The sequence below is a fragment of the Borreliella burgdorferi B31 genome (assembly GCF_000008685.2).
Lineage (GTDB): Bacteria > Spirochaetota > Spirochaetia > Borreliales > Borreliaceae > Borreliella > Borreliella burgdorferi.
Genome location: NC_001318.1, coordinates 109672 through 127425, shown reverse-complemented (window position 1 = coordinate 127425; position 17754 = coordinate 109672). Strand labels below are relative to the sequence as shown.

Sequence of the window (17754 nt, the reverse complement as noted above, 5' to 3'; positions counted from 1 at the left end):
AAAAATTTAAGAATGTCAAAGTTAAAGGAAAAAAGAGAAAAAGCTGTTGTTGGCATAGAAAGGGCAAGTAAAGAGGAAGCTATTGAGCTTGCAAGAGTTCAAATAGAAAAAGCTTTTGGAAAGGGAAGTCTTATTAAGATGGGGGAATCTCCTGTTGGACAAGGTATAAAAAGTATGTCAAGTGGATCTATTGTATTAGATGAGGCTCTCGGCATTGGCGGATATCCTAGGGGGCGCATAATAGAAATTTTTGGCCCCGAGTCGTCTGGCAAGACTACTTTAACTCTTCAAGCGATTGCTGAGGTGCAAAAAGAAGGTGGGATAGCTGCTTTTATTGATGCTGAGCATGCTCTTGATCCTGTTTATGCAAAAGCTTTAGGTGTTAATGTTGCAGAACTTTGGCTTAGTCAGCCTGATACCGGAGAGCAAGCTCTTGAGATTGCTGAGCATTTAATCAGAAGTGGTGGTGTTGATTTGATTGTAGTTGATTCTGTAGCGGCTTTAACCCCTAAATTAGAGATAGATGGAGAAATGGGAGATTCTCAGATTGGTCTTCAAGCAAGGCTAATGAGCAAAGCTCTTAGAAAGATTACCGGTATACTTTCTAAATCCAATACTTGCATTATGTTTATTAATCAAATAAGGATGAGGATTGGTGTTATGTTTGGCAATCCTGAGACCACTACCGGTGGGAATGCTTTAAAATTTTATTCATCTCTTAGACTTGAGGTTCGAAAGATCGAACAAGTAACTAGATCGGGCTCAAGCGATGATGTTATTGGCAATAAGATTAGAGTTAAGATTGTAAAGAACAAGGTTGCTCCACCTTTTCGTAAAGTAGAATTGATAATTTATTTTGGGAAAGGTATTTCAAGAGAAGCTGGCATTTTAGATGCTGCTATTAAGCATAATTTAATACAAAAAACAGGCTCATGGTATTCATTGGGAGATAATAAGTTGGGACAGGGGAGAGAGAGTGTTATTGAGTATCTTAGCAAAGAAGTAGAACTTGCAAATAATTTGGATAAGAGGCTTAGAAAAATAATTTTTAATAATTTTGATCAAGAGAATGATAATTTTATTGAATTTAAAGAAGATGAATCTGAGTAATATGGAAAATTTAAATGTCTGAATTGGGTAGTTACTCTATCAGCCTTGATAATTTTACAGGCGGAATAGAGCTTTTTTTTGAATATGTTAGTATGAATAGGCATGTTTTGAGAACTTTGAGTTTAAATCAAATAATTGAAGAATTTATAGTTGTTTCAGGTGATCTTAATATAAGTATTAGGGGATTGATCGATTTTTTTTATCTTGCTAATAATTTGTTTTATTGGAAAACTCAAATTTTATTCCCACTGAAGTTTGAATGCAAAGATAAAGCTGAGCGCAAAGTTGTGGAAAGATTAATATGTTATAGCAAGAATAGAGAAAATGAAAAATTACAATTAAACCAAGCGAAAAATTTTAAATTCTATGACTCAAAAATTATTGAAGAGTTTATTTTTGGCGATAGTGGCAATTTTATTAAAAATATTAATGCTACTGCTAATGATAATAATAAAAAGAAAAATTTGAAGAGAAAGTCTGGTACATTGAAGAAAAAAGTTATTAATAAAAATTTTTTGTGTGATAAAAAATTTAAAGCTGTTTACAATAAATATGAATTGAAAATTTTTGAAAAAAAGATGAAAATTATTTCTATTTTAAATAAAGAGAGTAGCGTAATTTTTGATTCTCTTTTAGATTTTAATGCCGATAATTATTCTTTTGAGAGATTTTCTTATTTTTTAGTATCTCTTGAGTGTAAAATGCTTAATATTGTAAATTTAGGATATTTGAATAATAAATTAGTATTGTATCGAGGTTGTAAAATTAATGATTGCACTTAAAGCCCCTAGAGTTCACGTTTTTTTAGCTGAAAAGGGAGTGGGGTCAAGAAGATTTTGCGAGGAACTGATAAGAAAGAAACTTGTAAGAGTTAATAACACTATTGCTAAGCTTGGGGATAAAGTAACTTTAGGAGACAGAATAATTTATAAAAAACAGATTTTTGTTTTTAAAGATTTTCAAATTAATAATAGAATTTATCTAGCTCTTAACAAGCCTAGAAATTATTTATGTTCTAATTTTGATGTTGATGGAAGAAAGTTAGCAATATCTTTGGTTCAGCCCTTATTTAAAGAGCGTGTGTTTTCAATTGGTAGGCTTGATTTTAAAAGCTCTGGACTTTTATTATTCACCAATGATGGTAAATTTGCAAACGATATTATTCATCCAAGGCAAAAAGTTGAAAGAGAATATATTATTGAATCAAAAAAAGATATTGATGAAAATTTGCTTATTTCTTTTAAATCGGGTATAAAGGTAAAAAAAGAATTTTTTAAATTAAAATCTTATGAAATTTTAAATAAAAATTCTGCTAGATTGATTTTAGATGAAGGGAAAAATAGAGAAATAAGAAAAGTGTTTTTGAGCAAGAATATTTTTTTAAAAAAAATTCATAGAATTAGAATTGGCAATATTAATTTAGATAGTTTAAAGGAGGGTCAAGTAAAAATTGTTCCTTTGTCTAAGATAAATAGTTTAAAATCCAGGCTGGAGAAATTAAATGATAATAGCAATTGATGGACCTTCAGCATCAGGAAAAAGTTCAATTGCAAGAGAGCTTGGCGTAAGGCTGAACTATAAATTTATCAGCTCTGGGCATCTTTACAGGATAATAACTTTAATTGCTCAAAGATCTCTTATGAATAGTTGCGATTTTATTAGTGAGGATAGTCTTTTAAATTTGATTCTTGAGAATGATATAAGTTTTAATAATTTTGCCTTTTTGCTTAATGGAGAGAATGTTGAAAATCAAATTTTAAACGATAAGATTGATTTTCAAGTTTCTTTTTATTCTTCTTATGTTGGAATAAGAAACATTGTGAATAAAAAATTAAGAGAGGTTGTTAAATTTAGCGATGATAATTATATAATAGAAGGTAGAGATATTACTACTGTAGTTTTTCCAGAATCTGAATTTAAAATATATCTCGATGCTTCTGTTAAAGTTCGAGCTTTGAGGCGATATAAGCAAAGAAATGGGAATGAGACCTTAGAAGAATTAGAGCGTACTCTTAAAAGAAGAGATGATGTTGACAAGAAAAAACAATATGGTAAGTTAAAATTATCAAAAGGGGTTTTTTACCTTGATACAAGCTACAAAGGATTAGACGATGTGTGTAATATTATAATAGAAAAGTTTAATTTGAAAAAAGTAAGAGAGAGGTGAGAATGGAAAATCAAAAAGATTTACAAGAAAATTATTTGAAAGTACTTGAAAGAGTAGAACTTGGAAGTCGTGTTTCTGGGACAGTTGTTAACATTATGAAGGATTATGTTCTAGTAGATATTGGTTATAAATCGGAAGGCTTTATTAAGATTGAAGAATTTGAAAACGTTCCCCAAGTTGGTGATAGACTTGAAGCAATCGTTGTAAGAATAGGTGGAGAATTAGGTCTTATTTTAAGTGTTGAAAAGCTTAATTCTTTAAATTTTCAAGATAAAGTATATGAATATATTCAAAATAAAAAAATAATTAAAGGCAAGGTGCTGGTTGAGCTTCCAAATGGTTATAAGATTCAAATTAATGAAAATGTTTCTGGCTTTATGCCTTTTTATTTAAGCTCTAAATCTAAGGATGAGAAATTAAAAAGAGGGTCTGTTGTTGAATTTTATATTCTTGAAGCAAGCGAAGCAGACGGTTTGAGACTTATTCTTGATAGACGCACCCTAGAAAAAGAAAGAGATCTTGCTAAGAGAATAGAGCTAGTTAGTTCTTATAATGAAGAAGATGTAGTTGATGGTGTGGTTGAGCGTATTACAGAATATGGTGCGATTGTAAAAATTAAAAATTTTGTTACAGGAATTTTGCATAAAAGAAATATTGCCTTTAATCAAGTTGAAAATGTTGAAGATTTTGTTAGAGTTGGTGATAAGTTAAAGTTGAAAATTATTAAGATAAATCCACAAACAGGCAAAATGGAATTGTCTCTTAAGGCCTTAAAAGCAAATCCTTGGGATTCTGTAGATGTTAAATATAAAATTGATAGCATTGTAAAAGGGAAAGTTGTAAAAATTTTACCCTTTGGGGCTGTTATTGAACTTGACAGCGAATTGTCGGGATTTTTACATATAAGTAATTTTTCTTGGATAAGAGTAGTAAAAAGTCCTCAAGAATTAATAAAACTTGGCCAGATTGTAGAAGTTAAGATTTTAGAGATAGATAAAGAAAATCAAAAAATATCCCTAGGCATTAAACAGATCAATGAGAATCCTTGGGAGAGATTAACTGAGAAATATCCTATTGGAAGGGTTGTTCAAGGAGTTGTTACTAATATTACAAAAACAGGTGCTTTTGTAAATATTGAAGAAGGTATAGATGCTTATGTTAGTAAGTTTGATATTTCTTGGCTTGAAGAGATTGATCCTGAAGAATATTTCAAGATAGGCGATTTAGTGAATGGGAAAGTGCTTGAGGTTGACAAGAGAAAGAGAAATGTTAGATTAGGAATTAAGCAGCTAGAAGAGAGCCCCTGGGAAGATTTTTCTAAAAGCTATAAAAAAGGCGATACTATTGAGGTTGAGATTGTAGAGAAAAAATCAAAAGGCTTTCAAGTAAGAGTTTATAATAAAATAATGGGATTTATTAGTAAAATTCAATTGGGGGATACAAAAGAATCTAGTTTAGAAACTTTCGAAAAATTAAACGTTGGAGATAAGCTTAAAGTGGTAATAACAAGTATTGATTCTAAAGACAAATCAGTGCTGCTCTCTTATAGGGAGTATGAAAATCAAAGATCAAGAGAAGAAATTTCTTCTTATTTATTTAAGGGCAATGATGAGGAATCTTACAAGCCATTTGAGAATTTGCTAAAGAGGGATGAATAATGGCTAAAAATAATCTTTTAGTTTTCTTTATTGCTATTATTTTTGTGTTTGTGTCTATTATTGTTGTTTTTTATAATTCTTTAGGCAAGGATTATGTAAAGAGTGGCGGAGAAATAGTAGAAAATCTTGAAAAAGATTTAAATGATTATTTAAAAGAAAATGATGCCAAAGAGAGAGAAAAAATATTTCTTAGGATAAGGGAGCTTATTTCAAAGGAAAAAGAAATTTCATCTTATTTTATTTCAAGGTTCTATTTAGCCAGAGCTGTTTATTTCCAAAGTCAAGCACAGTATGATGAGGCTATTAAAGATTTAGATATTGTTATTAAGGCAAAAGGTATTGAAAGTGAAATTGCTTTTCTTAATAAAGCTGCAGTTTATGAAAAAATGGGATTAAAAGAAGATGCTTTGTTAGTTTATGAAGATCTTATCAATAGTACTAGTTTGGATTTTTTAAAGGTAAGAGCTCTTTTGAGTAAGGCAATATTGATTGAGGAAAAAGATAAAGAGCTTGCTGTGAAAGTATACGAAGAGATTGTTAAGTTTCCGTATGAAAATAATTTATATATAAATATGGCAAATAATAAAATTTTAGAACTTAAGCAAAATTAATCTGTATTTTTGGGGGAGGTTTTATAATTTTTTTTATCTTATATTTTGTATTTTGTATGGGGTTTTTTGGATGTGGTCTTGACAATATTTTAATACTTCCTTCACCAGAAAAGGTTGATAATCGAATTTCAAGAGATTATGTAGCTTTTTTTTTACCAGCGGGTTATTTTTCTAATCAAGCAGCTGGTAAATTAAGAGGTTTTGACATATATTACAAATTTTATCCAGAAGGTGCCAATTATCACATAAGTAGTTTCCAGAAAAGCGTAGAGAAAGATTTTGAAGCCTTAAAGGGTGTTTTTGACAATGTTAGTGAATTTAATAATAGAGGGTTTTATAAAATAAATTTGAGTTCTACTGTTTATTCGGGTAAACCTGTTTTTAAATTAAATAAAGAATGGGTAGATAGTAAATTGCCTTTATATTTTGAAATAAATTTTGGAGAATTAAGAAAGGATGTTCCTGGTGAGGCTTTCATTACTGTAAAAAATGGGAATACTTCTTCATCTGTTATTCTTGAGAAGAAAAATATATATAGGTCCCATATTGATAAAGGAGAATATGTAGGCTTTTCAAAATCTATTAAAAAATCCAATTCTTTAGATAAAGAGAAAAGGCCAATTGATCTAAAACATATAAATGAGGATTTTTTTACAAAAGATATTGCCCCCAAGTATAATTTGGCAATTTTTGTTATGGGTGTGGGCAGCATTGTTGATGATGCTTATAGTGTTCTTATTAATCTTGGGGATTTGTCGGGATTTAGTTTATCTAATTAGTTCTTTTTAAGGGGGAACATGATAGTATTTTTTTCTCATTTGATTTTAACAAACATTGTTATTTCTTTTTTGGTAAGCTTTTTTGTTGCGTTTTTAAACATATTGAATTTTAAATTTATAGTAGTTTATTTAATAAGCTTTTTAGGTGGAATTATATTTCAGTTTTTTATCCCTTTTTTCTATTCCGATTATTATGAAAGGCAAATAGATTTTGTTCTTTATTTGTTTCCTATTTTGGGGTCGGTTATTTTAATAGGTTTGATTAAATTCTCTGAAAGAAATAAGAACGATTTATAAAAGAATGATTTTTAAAAGAGTTGGATATTGATTTAGCTTTTAATATTTTTTTATTAATATAATTTGTTGATAATTTTATTAAAGAGAATTACGTTTATTTTTAATGAGGTGGACTTATTAATTGGATTGTTTTATTATATTCTTATAAAAGGGGGGATAATTTCCGCCGTGTGTTTTCATGGTGAGTAAAAGAGAAGGACAATAGGAGGTTGATTTGGCAATTATTACTATGAAGAGCCTGTTAGAGGCCGGAGTTCATTTTGGCCATCAAGTAAAAAGGCTTGATCCTAGAATGAAAAGATTTATTTTTTCTGAGAGAAATGAAATACATATTTTAGATCTTCAAAAAACTTTGCAGGGTATTAAAGATTCTTATGAACTTGTTCAAAGGGTAATAAAAGATGGCAAAAAGGTGCTTTTTGTTGGAACCAAAAAGCAAGCTAGTGAGATAATAGAACAAGAAGCAAGAAGAAGTGATATGCCATATGTAAACAATAGATGGCTTGGGGGCATGCTTTCTAATTTTAATACGATTAGAAAATCTGTTCAAAAATTAAAAAAGCTAGAAAAGATGGAAGTTGATGGAACTTTTGACATGATAAGCAAAAAAGAGATTTCACAACTTAATCGTGAAAAATCAAAATTAGCTAAAAATTTAACAGGCATCAAGGACATGGAAACACTTCCTGGTGCTATTTTTATCATTGATCCTAAGCGAGAGCAGATAGCTATTAATGAGGCTAGAAAATTAAAAATTCCCATTATTTCTGTGGTTGATACTAATTGTAATCCAGATGTTATTGATTGTCCAATTCCTGGCAATGATGATGCGATTCGCTCTGTTGCTTTGTTTACTAAAATAATATCTGATGCTATTTTAGAAAGTGATAAAGAGGTTGGTATTCAAATAATTGAAAATTTGAATGAAGAAGATTTGATGAAAGAAATTGAAATTAAAAACGATAAAAGTGATTCTATTGAAGAAAGGGGAGAGTAATTTATGAGCATTATTAGTCCTCAGGATGTAAAAAAGCTTCGAGAAGAAACCAATGCTGGTTTTGGAGATTGTAAAAAAGCTTTGTCTGTTGCTGGTGGAGACTTTGAATTAGCTAAAAAAAAACTTAGAGAAATGGGAATCGCATCTGCTGAGAAAAGACTTGACAGAGATGCAAAAGAAGGTAGAGTATTCTCATATTCAAACAATATTTATGCTGGGCTTTTGCTTGTTTCTTGTGAGACGGACTTTGTTGCTTTGAATCACAATTTTGTTAATTTTGGTAATTCCTTGATCAAGGAATTGGTAGAAAGTGGAATAGATTCTTTAACTACTTCTCAAGAGTTAGAGCTTAAAAATTTAGCAGCTACAATAAAAGAAAATATTCAGGTTAAAAAAATTTTTATTACTAAAATTCAATCTAATGAGTTTGTAAAAATTTATTTGCATGGTGAACAATCCAAGATAGGTGTTTTGGTTAAATTAAAAGTAAATGATTTTTCTAAAACGGAAGATAAAATTTTTAAAAATTTTGCTATGGATTTAGCTTTGCACGTGGCTGCGTTTGCTCCTGTTTATTTGAGAAATGATGATGTTTGTCCAAATTATATTAAAGAGCAAGAAGAAATATTTACCAAACAATTAGAATCTAGTGGTAAGCCGGAAAGCATAATCAAGGGTATAGTTGCGGGAAAAATCAAAAAACATCTTGCTGAGATTTCTCTTCTTGAGCAAAGTTTTGTAAAGAATGATAAAATCACTGTAAAGGAAATGCTTGAAGAAATTTCAAAAGCAATTTCAAGCAAGGTAGAAATGGTTGAGTTTAAATATTTAAGAATAGGGTAGATAATGTGCTCTTTATCAGCAAGGAGGAGTTTATATGGAAGATTATAAGGCTTTTCTAGATGAAAAGATGAACAAGGTTCTTTTATCACTTGATAATGAATATAAAACGTTAAGAACAGGTAGAATTAGTAGTAATATTTTTGATAGAATTTGTATTCAATACCATGACCGAAGAACACCTATAACTCAAGTGTCAAGTATTAGAATTCCTGAAGCAAGGCTTGTTGTTATTCAGCCTTGGGATAAAAGCATCTTAAATAAGATAGAGCAAGCCATACTTAATTCTGATCTTTCTATGAATCCTTCAAATGATGGTTCAGTTATTAGAATTAAGGTTCCAAATTTAACTAGTGAAAGGCGACAAGAGATTGTAAAGCATGCTAAAAAAATAGCAGAAGAACATAAAATTTCAACTAGAAATATACGACAGGATTTAAACAATAAAGTTAAAAAGCAAGAAAAAGAATCGGAAATTACAGAGGACTGTTTAAAAAGAATTTTAGATGATATTCAGAAATCCACAGATATGTATATTAAAAAGATAGATTCAATTTTAGAATCTAAAATTCAAGAAATAATGGAAGCTTAAATCCATGAATAAAGGTTCTCTTCCAAGTCATGTTGGAATTATTATGGATGGCAATAGAAGGTGGGCTTTAGGTAAAAGATTGTCTTCTTTAGAAGGTTATAAAGAAGGTCTTAAAAGAGCAAAAGAAATAGTTAAGTATTCTTTAAGGGTAGGTATTAAATGTTTATCCTTTTATGTATTTTCTACTGAGAATTGGAGAAGGGATGATTGTGAGATAGAAAATTTAATGTTTTTAATTGCTAATTATTTGAGAGCCGAATTTGATTTTTACGAAAAAAATGGAATAAAAATAATAGTTTCAGGAGATGTTGAGTCTTTAAGTGGGGAAGTAAAAAGTTCTATAAAAGACTCTATTAGCTTTTCTAAAAATTTCAACAACCTTATTTTAAATTTAGCAATCAATTATGGGGGTCGTAATGAAATACTTAGAGCTGTTAAAAAATTTGTTTCAAGTGATTTTGATTTAGAGTCTTTGAATGAGAATATTTTTTCCAGTTTTTTAGACAATCCAGAACTACCCGATCTTGATCTTTTAATACGTACAGGCGGAAATATTAGAATAAGTAATTTTTTCTTATGGAGGATTGCTTATTCTGAATTAATTTTTTCAAATGTTTTGTGGCCTGAATATTATGACACTAGATATAGTAAGGATTTGGAATGTTTCCAATTTAGAAGAAGAAATTTTGGGAGATGATTTGTTGAGTAAGGTTAAGAGATTTGCTTTTTTTGCAAGGTTGGGAACATTTCTATTTTTTGTTCCTTTGATTTTATTTTTAATATTTTTAGATTTTAAAAATTATTTATTCCTTAATATTTTAATTTTTATATTTAGTGGCTTTGCGGCAAAAGAAGTTAATGATTTATTAAAATTAAAATTCAAATTTTCAGGACTTTCGAGTATATTATCTTTTTTTTTAGGATTTGCTCCCCCAATTTTAACATATATTCATTTTAATGTTTTTTATTTAGGCATGAATGTAATATATTACTTGTTTATAGCGTTAGTTTTTAGCAATTGGATTGTTGATTTGGTGTTTATTAAAGAGCATGAGATTGGAAACTTTTTGTCTCAAGCAACGTCAATACTTTTTATACTTATATATCCTGGGGTATTAATGTCTTTTACGGTTTCTATTACAACCTTACCCAAGGCACCATTTTTAATGTTAATGCTTTTTGCTATGGTAAGTGGAAACGATACTTTTGCATATCTTTTTGGTTATTTTTTAGGGAAAAACAGTTATCGTCCCACTATTATTAGCCCAAATAAAACATTAATGGGTTTTTTTGGGGGCATTTTGTTTTCTGTGCTTACTGCTATATTTGCGGTAGTTTTTAGATTAATAAATTTAAGCTATGGAGAATCTATTATTTTAGGCATTTTGATTGGAGTTTTTACCATTATTGGCGACTTGTTTGAATCTGGATTAAAGCGAAGTGCTGGAGTAAAAGATTCTGGGAAAATCGTTCCTGGTAGAGGCGGAGCTCTTGATTCGATTGACTCTTTTCTTTTAACAGGCCCGATATTTTATTTATACCTATCTTAGTGATTTTTGGAGGAAATTATGTATATTCTTTTTAGTGTGTTGGCTCTCAGTTTTATAATATTTATTCATGAGCTAGGGCACTTTTTATTTGCTAAACTTTTTAAAGTTAAGGTTGAAGTTTTTTCTGTGGGTATAGGTCCTAGCATATTAAAGTTTAAAATTAATAATACTGAGTATAGACTTTCCCCAATCCTTCTAGGAGGATATTGTAAGCTTAAGGGATTTGATCACTTAGAAAAAGAGCTTAAGGCAAATAAAGAATTAGAAGCAGATAAAGATTCTTTGTTTGGAATTTCACATTTTAAAAAAATCTTAATATATTTTGCAGGTCCGTTGTTTAATTTGATTTTTTCATTTATTGTTTTTATTTTTATAAGTATGGCGGGTGTTATATATTTTGATTATTCTTCAAGAGTTAGTATTTTAAATAAAGATTCTTTATTAAAAGATAAATTTAGAGACGGTGATGTTATATTAAAGGTTAATGATAAAAAAATTAAATATTTTTCTGATTTAAGAAAATTCATTCCTGAGGAAAAATCTACAGTTATGTTTGATGTTTTAAGGGAAAAAGAAAATATTACTTTTAAAGAGACTGTTAGTTTGCAAGATTTTTTAAAAGAAATTGGCCCTTGGGCTGATCTTGTAATAGCAGATGTGGTTTCAAATTCGCCTGCTAAGATTGCGGGAATGAAACCGGGTGACGAAATAATTAGCATTGATAATGTTATTTTGAAAAATAAAAGAGATTTAGATTATTTTCTTAAGAATTTAAATTCGGATGTTGTGGAAATTAAGTTTTCTAGAAATGGAGAGATTTTTTCTTCTAAATTAGTATTTCATGATAAAAATAAAATGATTGGCATATATTTTTCACCACCTTTAAAAAGGGTAGTTAAAGTAGAAAATGTTTCAAGTGCCATTAAGAATTCTTTTTTTAAGGTAGTAAGTGCTTTGCAAGACATTTTATATTCTATTTTTTTATTAATGACAAATTTTTTAAATGCTTCTAAGAGTGTATCAGGCCCTGTTGGAATTGTAGGCATTCTCTCTTCATCTTATTCTTTAGGGATATTGTATTGGATTAATAGCATTTCTTTCTTGAGCTTAATTCTTGCTGGTATGAATCTATTTTTTATTGTAATACCTATTTTTGATGGGGGACAAATTTTTATCAGCTTTATTGAGCTTTTGCGTGGAAAGAGATTTAAGGCCAAAACCATTTATTCTTTTTATAGCTTTGGTATTTTTTTTGGGCTGTTTCTTTTTGGTTTAGGCCTTTTTAATGATTTGAAAGGTCTTTTAAATATATTTAATTAAAAATTAGAAATGTATTTTAGCATAAGCCAAAAGTGAGATGCTGATGCGATTATTATTAATATATGAAATACATCATGCATTTTCATGTTAATTGTTGGATTGAATTTTTTACTTAATATGTATACTATTCCTCCTATTGTATATACGATTCCGCCAAAAACTAGCCAAAAAAATCCTTTTCCGCTGAGGGCCTTATAAATGGGCTTAATTTTAAAAATGATAATCCACCCCATGATTATAAATATGGATCCATTAAACCATCCGGGGCTGTTTGTAAATATTATTTTAAAAATTATTCCAATTATAGCCAGGCTCCACACTATGCATAAGATTATTAGTCCTGATTTGTTTGGCACAAGGATTGCACATGCAGGAGTATATGTTCCTGCTATTAGAATAAATATTGAAATATGATCAAATTTTCTAAATATTTTTTTTATTTTACTTCCTTTTGGGAATATGTGGTAAAGAGTGCTCATTACATATAATAGGGTCATTGAAAATCCGTAAATCAAGAATACAACTACATGTAAATCTTTTTTCTTAAGAGTAGATATTGTAACAAGAATTGTTGTTCCAATGATAGACAAAATAATTCCAAAAAGATGCGAGATTGAACTAAAAAGCTCATTTTTTGGTATTTTGCTTGTATTAACATCGCTTAACGAGTAATTTTTAAGTTTATTTTCTCTAAGCACAGCTTTGCCTCCGTTTTATCACTTATTTATAAAAAATATATAATACCTTACTTTAATTGTAGCTTTTTCTCAAGATCAAATTAAATCTTGCTTGATTTATCTAACCTTATTATTTGGCTTGTGTAGTAAGTAAAGTTTTTTTTTGCAAAAAAAGCTTTATAATAAAATAGTGTTTGCTGAAATTAGCATTGGAGAGGCTTAGCATGATTAATTTTATTAAAATAATTAACTTTTCAAGTTTGCAAAAATTTTCTAAAGCACTACGAGTGCCTATTTCTATTTTACCGGTTTCATGTTTATTGATTGGTATTGGATCTGTATTTTCAAATTCTTCTAGTATTGTTTATGTTGATAAAATTTTTATTCAAAATGTTTTAGGCTTAATGAAGGCTATAGGCAATGCTATTCTTCTCAATATGCCTTTAATTTTTTCTATTGGAATTTCTATTGGAGTTGCAAGAATGGGGCAGGGAACAGCGGCTTTGGGAGGCCTTATTGGTTATTTAACATTTAATATTACTGAAAATTATTTTATTGAGGCTTTTTCAGGGCTTGTTGAAGCAGAGACAATGTCTTCTGTTGGGCGTATAAATTTTTTTGGTGTTCAAACTTTAAATACGGGAATTGCAGGTTCTTTAGCGGTAGGCCTTTTAGTTGGATATTTGCATAACAAATTTTATAATATGAAGCTACCCAAACCTTTTGTGTTTTTTTCAGAGTGCCATTTTGTGCCTATAGTAATAATTTTACCCTTTTGTGTTTTTTTGGCTATATTTTTTTGTTTGATTTGGTCAAGTTTTGACGATTTAATTGCATCTTTAGGTTTGTTTGTTTTTAGGTTTGAATATTTTGGCAGTTTTCTTTATGGATTTTTAAATAGGCTTTTATTGCCTTTGGGGTTGCATTCTATTTTATCTTTTCCTTTTGAGTTTACTTCTTTGGGAGGAGTGGAGATAGTTAATGGCGATACTGTTAGAGGTCTTAAGAATATATTTTATGCTCAGCTATTAGACCCATCACTTGGTAAATTTTCATCAGGCTTTGCCAAAATTAGCAGTGGATTTTATCTATCTATTATGTTTGGACTGCCCGGAGCAGCATTAGGGGTTTACAAGGGTATTGTTCATGAAGATAAAAATAAGGTTGCAGCACTTCTTTTCTCTGGGGCCTTGACAGCTTTTTTAACAGGAATAACTGAGCCTTTAGAATTTTTATTTATTTTCACAGCGCCTTTGCTTTATTTTGTTCATGCCGCTTATTCGGGGTTTGCATTGTTGCTTGCTAATTTTTTTAATGTTACGATTGGCAATAGCTTTTCTACTGGATTTTTGGATTTTTTTATGTTTGGGATACTTCAAGGAAATTCTAAGACAAATTGGATTAGTGTATTACCTTTGGGGGCAATGTTTTTTGCTCTTTATTATTTTACTTTTAGTTGGCTTTATAGATACTTTGATTTTCAGATATTTGTTACAGACGATCCATTTTTTGAAGGCCAAGAAGGAAAGCTAGAGAGTCTCGGAATTGCGCATCTTTTAATTCAAGGTCTTGGTGGATTTGATAATATTACAAAGCTTGATGTTTGTTCTACAAGATTGCATGTAGATGTTGTTAATACTGAGCTTGTTGATAATAATTTGCTTAAAGAGGCTGGAGTTCTTAAAATAGGGCTTGTTAATGGCAAGGTTCAGCTTTTTTATGGATCTAATGTTTATTATATTAAAAATGCCATTGATACCTATTCTCCAAAGAGTCTTTTTGAAGCTAGTGTTATGGTTGCAGTTGATAATGTAAAAAAAGGTTTTAAAACTTATATTGAAATGAAAGAAGACAAAAAACTTGAAAAGCAAGGTAAATCAGGAAAAACCTATAAGCTTAGCGAATTAGAAGAAGATTAGGGTTTAAGATTATTTTTCAGTTACATTTTGTATATTATAAAAATTTTTATTGTTGAAAAAAATTAGTCTCTTTTATATACTAACTAAGTAACCTTTGTTGCATATTTTGCAATGCGATAGACCATAAGGAGTTTTAGTAATGATTAAAAGATATGAGGCATGTTTTTTGTTTAAAAGTGAAGAAATTGAATATAAGGGTTCTTTAGAAGAGGTTAAAAAATCTTTAGAGTTTTTTGGTGCAACTGATGTTGTTAGCAATTTTATTGGAGAGAGAGCCTTAGAATATCCTATTAAAAAGCAGGCTAGAGGTCGTTATGAAATAATAGAGTTTAGTATGGAAGGCAATAATTTAAAAGAATTTGAATCAAGGCTTAAGTTAATTAGAAACTTGCTTAGGTATATGATTTTGGTGAAAATAGTTAGAAAGATCAATACTAAAAAAATCAAAAGAAGAAATTTTAGAGAATTTAGAGACAATATTGACAAAGACAGTCTTAAAGGTGCCTCTAAAGTTGAAACACCAACAGGTCCTGAAAGCACAGATATTCAGGAAAAATAAGAGGGTTTTTAATGGCTGATATTAATTCATTAGTATTGTCTGGTAGGCTTACAAGAGATTCTGAGCTTTCTTATACAGAAAGTGGCATGGCTGTTCTTAGATTTTCTATAGCTAATAATAGAAGAATGAAGAAGAATGATGAATGGATTGATTATCCACAATATTTTGATTGTGTTATTTTTTCAAAAAGAGCCGAAAGTCTCAACGATTATTTGAAAAAGGGCAAACAAGTTGTGGTAAGTGGATCTCTTAAATATGAAAGCTGGCAAGATAGGAATACGGGTGATAAGAGGAGTAAGGTAAATATATTTGTAGATAATTTGCAAATGTTTAGTTCAGGTTCTAATACTATTCAAATGCAAGATTCAGATGTTAATAGTTTGACAAATCATAAAAAAGAAGATGTAGTTAAGGATATTGATATTGTTGATGATAAATTTAGCGAAGATATACCTTTTTAATGGAGTTTAAGTTATGTATAAAGATAGGGATACAAATCAAAGAGATTCAAGATTTGAAAATCAGCAGGATGGCTTTAAAAAAAATTCAAATTTCAGATTTTTTAAGAGAAAGTCATGTAAATTTTGTGATTCTGGTAAACATCCTGATTATAAGGATTTTGATTTTCTTAAAAAGTTTATTACCGAGCAAGGTAAAATTTTACCCAAAAGAATTACTGGAACTTCTGCTAAGCATCAAAGACGCTTGGCATTAGAAATTAAACGGGCAAGATATATGGCTTTGTTGCCTTTTGTAAAAAAATAATTATTTGGGGGGTAATTATGAAAGTGATTTTAAAGGAAGATTTTATTAATCTTGGAAAAGAAGGAGATACTGTAGAGGTAAGAGATGGATTTGCAAGAAACTATTTACTACCCAAGGGTTTTGCAGTTTTTTCAAATAAACATAATATTGAGATTTTTAATCAAAAAAGAAGATCAATATTGAAGAAGCAAGAAGCAAAAAAACAAATGGCCAACGATCTGAAATCCAAGCTTGATCTTGTTAAATTAGAATTTTTTATGAAATCTAATGATTCTGGCAAATTGTTTCATAGTATTAATAGTTTAAATATTGCTGATGAACTTTTAAAACTTGGTTTTGATATAGAGAGAAAAAAAATAGATATACATCATGGAACTTTAAAGACTTTTGGAACTTATGATGTGACAATTAAGCTTTATGAAGGTATTAGCTCTATTATTAAAGTAGAGATAAAAAAAGAAAAAAAGCAAGAGGATAAAAAGTCTTTAAGTAAAAAGTTGAATAAAGCAGATGAGCAAGGTGAAAGAGCAGAGGTGTAGTTTGTGGCTTTAGCAGCTTTTTCGAATTCTGCACTTCTTTTTAATGATGGTGCAGAAAAAGCGGTAATTTCTAGTATATTTTATAATTCAGATAAGATAGAGCAAATTGCTTTTCATGTAAGAGCTGATGATTTTTACAATGAAACTCATAAGTTGATTTTCAAAGCAATGGTTTCGCTTTATGAAAAAAGGGAAAATATTGATCCTATTACTGTTTTTGAAGAAGTATCTAAGCATGTTTCAAAAACGCAACTTTTGATTAAAAAAGATTTAATCAATTTGCCTGATTATTTAGATTCACTTTCAGTTTATTTGCCAACAGATAGAACTATAAATGTTTATGCGAAAATTGTAAAAGAACAGAGTGTTCGCAGAAGCATTTTAAATGTTTCTAAAGAGCTTAATGACTATATAAATGATTCTACAAAATCTATTAATGAGATTGTTGAAGAATCTCAACAAAAGATTCTTTCAATTGAGTTAGATTATTCTAGTAAGAACCTCTATCATGCTAAAGTTATTGCAGAACGTGTTCATAATGAGATATATGAGCGCAGCATGAAGAAAAAAGAAGCAAACTTTGGCATTCCAAGTGGCTTTAGAAAGGTCGACTCTCTTATTGGGGGATTTAGAAATAGTGATTTTATTATAGTTGGTGCTCGTCCTAGCATCGGTAAAACGGCATTTGCTTTAAATATTGCTTCTTATATAGCATTAAGAAAAGAAGAAAAGAAAAAAGTAGGATTTTTTTCCCTTGAAATGACAGCAGATGCTTTAATAAAAAGAATAATATCTTCTCAGTCTTGTATTGATAGCTTTAAAGTTCAAAATAGCATTTTATCTGGACAAGAGATAAAATCATTAAATGATATTATAAATGAAATTAGTGATTCTGAGCTTTATATTGAAGATACTCCCAATATTAGTTTGCTAACTTTGGCAACTCAAGCTAGAAAACTTAAGCGATTTTATGGTATAGATATAATATTTGTTGATTATATCAGTCTGATTTCTTTTGAAACAAAAAATCTTCCAAGGCATGAACAAGTTGCTTCGATTAGTAAATCTCTCAAAGAGCTTGCTAGAGAGCTTGAGATTCCTATTGTCGCATTATCTCAGCTTACAAGAGATACGGAAGGGCGTGAGCCTAATCTTGCTAGTCTAAGGGAATCAGGAGCATTGGAGCAAGATGCTGACATTGTAATTTTACTTCATAGGGATAAGGATTTTAAATTTGAGTCTTCTGCTGAGATAGAACCAATAGAAACCAAGGTTATTGTAGCAAAACATAGAAATGGCCCTACAGGTAGGGCAGATATATTATTTTTGCCACACATTACTAAGTTTGTTAACAAAGACCACCAGTATTAGTTG

The 17754-nt window shown here is 29.6% G+C and carries 21 protein-coding genes; 20 read left to right on the top strand and 1 reads right to left on the bottom strand.

The window, feature by feature from the left end; all coding sequences use genetic code 11:
- Window positions 1-12 precede the first annotated feature (12 nt).
- The 14 genes from recA (at window position 13) to rseP (ending at window position 11921) form a co-directional block, all read left to right on the top strand.
- Entirely contained in the window at window positions 13-1110 is a 1098-nt protein-coding gene (gene recA / locus BB_RS00645) for a recombinase RecA (RefSeq protein WP_002658212.1), read from the top strand.
- A gap of 14 nt (window positions 1111-1124) precedes the next feature.
- Window positions 1125-1892: a hypothetical protein gene (locus tag BB_RS00640; RefSeq protein WP_002656795.1), complete on the top strand. Its 768-nt coding sequence runs from the start codon at window positions 1125-1127 to the stop codon at window positions 1890-1892.
- Window positions 1879-2628 carry a pseudouridine synthase gene (locus BB_RS00635; protein ID WP_002556731.1) on the top strand — a complete coding sequence of 250 codons (750 nt, stop codon included), beginning with the start codon at window positions 1879-1881 and terminating at the stop codon, window positions 2626-2628. The genes BB_RS00640 and BB_RS00635 overlap by 14 nt, the downstream gene beginning before the upstream one ends.
- On the top strand, window positions 2612-3277 hold the full coding sequence (gene cmk, locus BB_RS00630) for a (d)CMP kinase (RefSeq protein WP_002656008.1): 666 nt from the start codon (window positions 2612-2614) through the stop codon (window positions 3275-3277). The genes BB_RS00635 and cmk overlap by 17 nt, the downstream gene beginning before the upstream one ends.
- Window positions 3278-3279: 2 nt before the next feature.
- Window positions 3280-4935 (top strand): 30S ribosomal protein S1, encoded by a 1656-nt coding sequence (locus BB_RS00625; RefSeq protein ID WP_010889691.1) that lies wholly within the window; start codon window positions 3280-3282, stop codon window positions 4933-4935.
- On the top strand, window positions 4935-5546 hold the full coding sequence (locus tag BB_RS00620; protein WP_002658220.1) for a tetratricopeptide repeat protein: 612 nt from the start codon (window positions 4935-4937) through the stop codon (window positions 5544-5546). The genes BB_RS00625 and BB_RS00620 overlap by 1 nt, the downstream gene beginning before the upstream one ends.
- Before the next feature lie 56 nt (window positions 5547-5602).
- Entirely contained in the window at window positions 5603-6325 is a 723-nt protein-coding gene (locus tag BB_RS00615) for a hypothetical protein (RefSeq protein WP_010889690.1), read from the top strand.
- 18 nt (window positions 6326-6343) lie between these two features.
- Window positions 6344-6622 carry a hypothetical protein gene (locus tag BB_RS00610; RefSeq protein WP_002658224.1) on the top strand — a complete coding sequence of 93 codons (279 nt, stop codon included), beginning with the start codon at window positions 6344-6346 and terminating at the stop codon, window positions 6620-6622.
- 214 nt (window positions 6623-6836) lie between these two features.
- Window positions 6837-7619 (top strand): 30S ribosomal protein S2, encoded by a 783-nt coding sequence (gene rpsB, locus BB_RS00605; RefSeq protein ID WP_002658226.1) that lies wholly within the window; start codon window positions 6837-6839, stop codon window positions 7617-7619.
- A 3-nt stretch (window positions 7620-7622) separates the two neighbouring features.
- Window positions 7623-8462 (top strand): translation elongation factor Ts, encoded by an 840-nt coding sequence (tsf, locus tag BB_RS00600; protein WP_010889689.1) that lies wholly within the window; start codon window positions 7623-7625, stop codon window positions 8460-8462.
- A 34-nt stretch (window positions 8463-8496) separates the two neighbouring features.
- Entirely contained in the window at window positions 8497-9051 is a 555-nt protein-coding gene (frr, locus tag BB_RS00595; protein WP_002658231.1) for a ribosome recycling factor, read from the top strand.
- 4 nt (window positions 9052-9055) lie between these two features.
- Window positions 9056-9748 carry a polyprenyl diphosphate synthase gene (gene uppS, locus BB_RS00590; protein WP_002658236.1) on the top strand — a complete coding sequence of 231 codons (693 nt, stop codon included), beginning with the start codon at window positions 9056-9058 and terminating at the stop codon, window positions 9746-9748.
- Window position 9749: 1 nt separating this feature from the next.
- The gene (locus BB_RS00585) at window positions 9750-10601 is read left to right on the top strand and encodes a phosphatidate cytidylyltransferase (protein ID WP_002655941.1); all 852 of its coding nucleotides are present in this window, start codon (window positions 9750-9752) and stop codon (window positions 10599-10601) included.
- A gap of 18 nt (window positions 10602-10619) precedes the next feature.
- Window positions 10620-11921, top strand: coding sequence for an RIP metalloprotease RseP (gene rseP, locus BB_RS00580; RefSeq protein WP_010889688.1), 1302 nt, complete (start codon window positions 10620-10622; stop codon window positions 11919-11921).
- Here rseP and trhA read toward each other — a convergent pair.
- Window positions 11918-12619, bottom strand: a complete 702-nt coding sequence (gene trhA / locus BB_RS00575; RefSeq protein WP_010889687.1) for a PAQR family membrane homeostasis protein TrhA — start codon at window positions 12617-12619, stop codon at window positions 11918-11920. The genes rseP and trhA overlap by 4 nt on opposite strands.
- 203 nt (window positions 12620-12822) lie before the next feature.
- On the opposite strand from trhA, the gene BB_RS00570 reads away from it, so the two are divergent.
- The 6 genes from BB_RS00570 to dnaB all read left to right on the top strand — a co-directional run bounded on the left by BB_RS00570 (window position 12823) and on the right by dnaB (window position 17751).
- Entirely contained in the window at window positions 12823-14517 is a 1695-nt protein-coding gene (locus tag BB_RS00570; protein WP_002656218.1) for a PTS transporter subunit EIIC, read from the top strand.
- Between the two features lie 139 nt (window positions 14518-14656).
- Complete coding sequence (gene rpsF / locus BB_RS00565; RefSeq protein ID WP_010889686.1) at window positions 14657-15076, top strand: 30S ribosomal protein S6; 420 nt, start codon at window positions 14657-14659, stop codon at window positions 15074-15076.
- A gap of 11 nt (window positions 15077-15087) precedes the next feature.
- Window positions 15088-15537, top strand: a complete 450-nt coding sequence (locus BB_RS00560; protein ID WP_002657080.1) for a single-stranded DNA-binding protein — start codon at window positions 15088-15090, stop codon at window positions 15535-15537.
- 13 nt (window positions 15538-15550) lie between these two features.
- Window positions 15551-15841, top strand: coding sequence for a 30S ribosomal protein S18 (gene rpsR / locus BB_RS00555; RefSeq protein WP_002556715.1), 291 nt, complete (start codon window positions 15551-15553; stop codon window positions 15839-15841).
- Window positions 15842-15858: 17 nt separating this feature from the next.
- Window positions 15859-16380 carry a 50S ribosomal protein L9 gene (gene rplI / locus BB_RS00550; protein WP_002656726.1) on the top strand — a complete coding sequence of 174 codons (522 nt, stop codon included), beginning with the start codon at window positions 15859-15861 and terminating at the stop codon, window positions 16378-16380.
- Window positions 16381-16383: 3 nt separating this feature from the next.
- On the top strand, window positions 16384-17751 hold the full coding sequence (gene dnaB, locus BB_RS00545; RefSeq protein ID WP_002656583.1) for a replicative DNA helicase: 1368 nt from the start codon (window positions 16384-16386) through the stop codon (window positions 17749-17751).
- The last annotated feature ends 3 nt before the right edge of the window (window positions 17752-17754 follow it).